The sequence below is a fragment of the Streptomyces sp. NTH33 genome (genome assembly GCF_003236365.1).
Lineage (GTDB): Bacteria > Actinomycetota > Actinomycetes > Streptomycetales > Streptomycetaceae > Streptomyces.
In genome coordinates, this window is sequence record NZ_POTZ01000455.1 from 1 (window position 1) to 5,491 (window position 5,491).

Consider the following 5,491-nt stretch of genomic DNA (forward strand, 5'->3'; position numbering starts at 1 on the left):
GACCGGGGCGGGAGGGGCCGGCTGAGCCACCGGTGCCTTCCGGCCGACTACGCGTACTCCCCCGTCCAACGCCGTCGCCGCGCTCGCAACGCGGCGTCGAGGGAGAGCATCGGGGCGCCGGCGAGGACGAGGGGCAGCCAGGCCATCAGATAGGCGAGGTCGTTGCCGTAGTAGTAGGGGGTGGTGGCCCAGCTGACCGTGAGCCGCAGGCTGAGGGAGATCAGCGCGCCGCCCAGTGCGGCCAGACGGCCGAGGAGGCCGACGAGGGTGCCGAGACCGACGGCCAGTTCGGCGAGGGCGATGCCGTGGCCGAAGCCGACCGGGTTCTTCAGGGCCAGGTCGACCAGGGCGGGTATGGCGGAGGAGTCGCGGACCGCGCGCATCGTGTCGCCGATCGACCCGGGGCCGGCGTCCTTCATGAAGCCGCTGTCGGTGAGCTTGTCGAGACCGGCGTAGGTGAAGGTGATGCCCAGGAAGACACGGAGGGGAAGGAGGGCATAGCGGGCGGCGGTGTCGCGCCAGGTCTCGCGTCGGTCGGCATACATGGAATGCGTGTCCGTACGAATACCGTGAGTCATCATTACCAGCCGCCTCTCACCACCGTGCCGTCTACGTGGTCTGCCGCTCACCAGAACATACGTATGCAAGACATGACCCGCTCAACCCGGTGGAGCCGTTTTTCCGGCTTCCGCGTGCCTTCGGCCCGTCTGTACGTGACTTCGGCCCGTCTGTCAGGAGGTGACCGGCACACCGGGAGGTGGAGGCGCCGTCATTCCGTGCCGTCATTCCATGGCGTCGATCCGTGCCGTCATTCCATGGCGTCGATCCGTGCCGTCACTCCGTGACGTCGATCGTGTACCGGTTCGTCTCCACACCCGCCGCCGTCACCACCTGCACCTCGACCCGGCCCGGCTCCACGTCCGCCGGGACGGGCACGGTCAGTGCCGTGTCCGTCGGGTTGCTGAAGCCGCCCGTGACCGGGACCAGGGGCACATGGACGTTGACCGCGCCGATGCGGACCACCATCCGCGCCAGCCGGTCTGCTCCCTGCGCGCCCGGCGGGACGAAGCCCGCGCCGCGGATCTCGATGTCGTCGCCGGTGCGGATCGGCGCGTCCAGGTCCCCGGCCTCCCGGGCCCGGACCACCGACAGGACGACCGGCCGCCCGCCCTCGGCGTACTTGCCCGCCAGGTAGGTCGCCGCCGACACCAGCACCACCACCGCGAGTCCCCACGGCAGGTCGGGCAGCTGGTCGGGGCGCCGGGCCAGCCGGACCGCCGCGAAGGCCAGGGCCACGGCGCTGATCACGACGTACTGGATGTCCGCGAACGTTCCCCGTCCCGCGTCGTCGGTCAGCAGGTCGGCCGCGCACGGCCGGTCCGCCCGCACCTTCTGCAGCCGCTGCTCCTGCACCCGCAGCCCGACGACCCGCCGCACCAGGACCGCGATCCCGCACACCACGGCGAGCACGGTGACCACACCGGCGCCCCGGGCCAGCTCCAGCCCGGAGATCAGCGCGTCGCGCTCCGCGTGCTCCGAGGCGGCCGCCAGCCGGCCCACCAGGACCAGCACCGCGTACGCCACGAACAGCACCCACCCGGCGGCGACCGCCCGCGAGGTGGACAGCCGGTTGTCCTCGCCGATGACCGGGGCCAGCGCCCCGCCGCGCGCCCGGTGGAACCAGGAGGCGGCGGTCAGCGCACCGCCCACCACGACCGCCGCGAGCAGCCCCGCCGTCCGCGCGGTGCTCCAGCCCGCGCCGACGGCCGTCAGCGCCTGCACCAGGAGCAGCAGCACGACCGCCGCCCACACCGTGTACGCCGTCCAGCGCCACAGCCGGGCCAGCCAGGCCCGCCCCTCGGCCCGGCCGCGCTCGGCGACGAGTTCCGCCGACTGGGTCAACTCCGCCGAGATCCACTGCCGGGAGGCCGGCGCCGAGTGGGCCACGGCCGCCGGCAGGCCCTGCCCGGCGGCGAACTCGTCCCGCTTGAGGAGGAATTCGGCGACGGCCCGCCGGTGCCCCGCACGCGCCCCGTGCGGACAGTCCCCACACGTGCAGCCGCCCCCGTGGGCAGCCGCCGCCGCACCGTCTCTCGCTTCCTGCACCGCCACGCCCGACGCCCGCCTTCTCCGTCAGCCCGCAGCGAATCCGCGGACAACACCCCTACGCTGTCAGCGAATTGTGCCCTACCCCACTCCGTCCCCGGCGGTCAGGTGCGGTCCGGCCCGGTCAGCGCGGGTGAAGCCGGAGCCGCCGCGTTGACCCGGCTGCGCGTATGCCCGTACGGCCGGGTCCGGCCGCCCCGGGCGGTCTCAGGTCTCAGAAGCCATCCGCATTCCGAACGTGATCGTTGGGTTCGGGCTGAGTGGGCATGAACGTGTGCTGCAGCGACTGGTGAATGCCCGTGTCACGGTGGCCGAGGTACTGGCAGAGCCGGCCTCCGCGGTCAAGGAGGAGGCACTCACCGGCCTGGAGAAGCACCGCAACAAGATGCAGCACTTTGGCCTGGCCGCCCCGGCCCGCGCGGTCGAGGTTAAGGCCGGGGAGGTCCTCGGCTTCCTGATCCGCTTCGTCGACGACGAGCTTCCGCCGCGCCTCGGTCCTGAGGAGAGGACGCAAGCGGCTCACGGACGACGGGCTCACACGGAACTTCCGGACTACGGGGCGGTGCACATGAAACTCATGGATTCCGCGATATGGCGGCAGTCGAAGTATCCGGACCACCTGAGATGTGAGTCGGGCTGTGTACCGGCACCTCGCTGCCACGTGGTCACGTACCGGCCGTTGGAGAACGTCAGGCCCCCCTGCGAGACCTCCGGCTTCTGTTCCAACAAGGTCACCAGAGGCCGCAGCAGGGCTGTGCGGTCCTTTCGCTTCTTCCACATCGCGATGACCTTGTTGGGATCTGCGCCCATGGACTCCGTTATGTCGAAGCCTCCCCGATCCATGGCCACCTCCATGGCGTCGAAGTCGCCTTTGCACGCGGCATCGTGCACAACCTTGATGGAGACCTCCGTTCGTTTCACGCCATCGCCGGTGTCAAAGGTGGTCTGCGCCTTTCCGCAGGTGATCCCCGGCAACACAGAAGGTTTTCCGGACGTACTCCCGCCAGAGGCACCGTCCTGTCTTCCGGTGCCGTCCGGAAGCAGCCAGAAATAGATGAGGACGGCGAAGACAACGAGCAGACCGATCGCCAGCAGCATCCGCCTCCTCCCGCTCCCGGATTTTCCGTTCTGCTCCTCCCGGTTCTCGGGCGGTTCCTGGTGAAGCGGCGGTGCCTGATTGCGTGCGATGCAGATGCTCGCTCCCCGGTCCCGGTTGAGCTGCTGCGGGCGGGGACGGTTCTTCTGCATCAGGGATCGGTCGACGTGGTCGAAGAGATCCGCCATGGTCAGCAGCTCGGGACCACCTGAAACGCCCGCCTCCAGCAAGGCGATGAGCTCACCGGTGAACGCGGGATACTGCTCGCCCTCGACGGCCAGCGCCCATTGGGTGGCAGGAGACGCGGCAAGGACCGAGGTGCCCTGAACATCGGCCAGAAGCGTTGCGTCATCGCCGGACGACAGCGATTCCCTGAGCGCCGTGCCGCTGAAACAGCAGTCGAGGATGACGACTTTGCGTCTGACGTGGACGGCCCCCAGCAGGATTCCGCGGACGTCCTCGTACCTCACGGCCGTGAACGGCTTGTCCTTCGTCGTCTCCGGCACGGACAGATGTAATCCGGTGCTGAACGGATACAGCAGTCCGTGGCCGGCGTAGTACACGACGAGTGTGTCCGTGGCCGCTGCCGCCGCATCGTGCACGGCCCCCAACAGGGCATCCCGTGTGGGCTGCGAGACCACGTGACAGTTCTCACGGTAAAGCCCCCAAACCGCAGGGTCCTGGAACAATTCGGCCAGGCGTCGGCAGCCCCTCTCCACCGAAGGACGCGAGGCGAGATGACGTCTGGGGTCCCGGATCCCGGCGCCGTTCCGGGCGAACTCGTGGGCCTCGATGAGAACGGCCCGGGACTTGGCCGGATCCGACAGCCGCAGTTCCGGCCAACCGCTCTGGATCAAGGCGCCTCATCATCGGGCCGACGCTCATGTGACTCGTCCGTGCGGCCGTCGGGTTCATGCGTGCCCGTCAACTGCTCGAACATCCGGCGCGCGTCCTCTGGGTCGGTATGCTCGACACGCAGCGTGACACCGTCACGTTCGATGCATACCTCCGCCCCCGGTGAACGTCCGTCACGCCAGGAGGCAATGGCGACCAGTAGGTTGGCGAAGACCATGACATTCGAGACGGCGAATTCGATGACCTCCAGACCGCCCAGCGTGTCCGGCTCGTCGTCGAGCGCCAGCACTGGTTCGGCCACACGTAGGACATCGGGATCGCGAGTCAGCCACTCGTAGAGGTCCAAGGCACCTGGATGGCCGTCAGGGACGTCGACTTGAACACTGAGTTGCATGTCTTCCCCGGATCTGTGACTGCTCGGGCGCCGATGCTAACGCCTGCGCCACTCCCGGGGGTAGCACCGAGCTGTCGTACCCTCGGCCTCTCGCGGCACACGACCGCCCCCGTCGCCGGGCCGGGCACCAGCTCCATGACCCCACAAAGCGGCTCGGCCAGTATTTTGGCCACCATCTCAGGCCTCAGGTCTCAGCTCGGCTCAGCTCAGCTCAGCTCAGCTCAGCAGGTCGGGTTCGGCGCGGCTGATGTCCTGCCACAGGGGCTGGTAGTTGATCCAGGCGACCAGGTCCCCGCCCAGCTGCTCCCGGGTCGTCACCGCCAGGTCGTGGCCGATCAGGACCGGCCGACCCGCCGCGCGGGCGGTCAGCTGGACCTGGCTGGAGCGTTCCATGGACAGGAACCACCAGGCCGCCGCGTCCACCGAGTCACCGACCGTCAGCAGTCCGTGGTTGCGCAGCACCAGCGCCTTGCCGGAGCCCAGCGCGGCCGCGATGCGGCGGCCCTCCTCCGCGTCGGCGGTGACTCCGGTGTACGCGTCGTAGAGGGCGTGGTCCTCGTAGAAGGCGCAGCTCTCCTGGGTGATGGGGTCCAGCAGGTCGCCGAGGGCCGCCAGGGCCCGGCCGTGCACCGAGTGACAGTGGACGACGGCCACGACGTCCGGGCGGGCCGCGTGGACCTGGGCGTGCACGGTGAACGCGGCCTGGTTGACGTGGTGGCCGCCCTCGATCACCTGCCCCTCCTGGTTGGCGAGCACCAGGTCGCTCACCGTGACGTGCTTGAACGGCATCCCGAAGGGATTGACCCAGAAGCAGTCGCTGAACTCGGGGTCGCGGGCGGTGATGTGGCTCGATACGCCGTCCTCGAAGCCGTACCTGCCGAAGAGCCGCAGCGCGCCCGCGAGCCGTTCCTTGCGGTGCCGGCGTTCGTCCTCCACCGACTCGTGCATCGGCGGCATCGCGAACCGCAGCTTCTCGGTGGGCAGGGGCGGGGGCGGAGTGGGGCCGTGCATGGGCTGGCTCTTATACACATCTCCGAGCC

Annotated in this window: 6 protein-coding genes; all 6 read right to left on the bottom strand. The window is 69.4% G+C overall.

The window, feature by feature from the left end:
• Positions 1–47: 47 nt before the first annotated feature.
• Positions 48–578: a TQO small subunit DoxD gene (locus C1I97_RS30265; RefSeq protein WP_111006294.1), complete on the bottom strand. Its 531-nt coding sequence runs from the start codon at positions 576–578 to the stop codon at positions 48–50.
• Between the two features lie 256 nt (positions 579–834).
• A complete protein-coding gene (locus C1I97_RS30270; protein ID WP_111006289.1) occupies positions 835–2,112 on the bottom strand; it encodes a hypothetical protein in 1,278 nt (425 codons plus the stop codon).
• 208 nt (positions 2,113–2,320) lie between these two features.
• Complete coding sequence (locus C1I97_RS30275; protein ID WP_146608336.1) at positions 2,321–2,629, bottom strand: hypothetical protein; 309 nt, start codon at positions 2,627–2,629, stop codon at positions 2,321–2,323.
• 29 nt (positions 2,630–2,658) lie between these two features.
• A complete protein-coding gene (locus tag C1I97_RS30280; RefSeq protein WP_111006291.1) occupies positions 2,659–4,059 on the bottom strand; it encodes a caspase, EACC1-associated type in 1,401 nt (466 codons plus the stop codon).
• The gene (locus C1I97_RS30285) at positions 4,056–4,403 is read right to left on the bottom strand and encodes an effector-associated constant component EACC1 (RefSeq protein WP_146608337.1); all 348 of its coding nucleotides are present in this window, start codon (positions 4,401–4,403) and stop codon (positions 4,056–4,058) included. The genes C1I97_RS30280 and C1I97_RS30285 overlap by 4 nt, the downstream gene beginning before the upstream one ends.
• 264 nt (positions 4,404–4,667) lie before the next feature.
• Positions 4,668–5,462: a class II aldolase/adducin family protein gene (locus tag C1I97_RS30290; RefSeq protein WP_111006293.1), complete on the bottom strand. Its 795-nt coding sequence runs from the start codon at positions 5,460–5,462 to the stop codon at positions 4,668–4,670.
• Between the last annotated feature and the right edge of the window lie 29 nt (positions 5,463–5,491).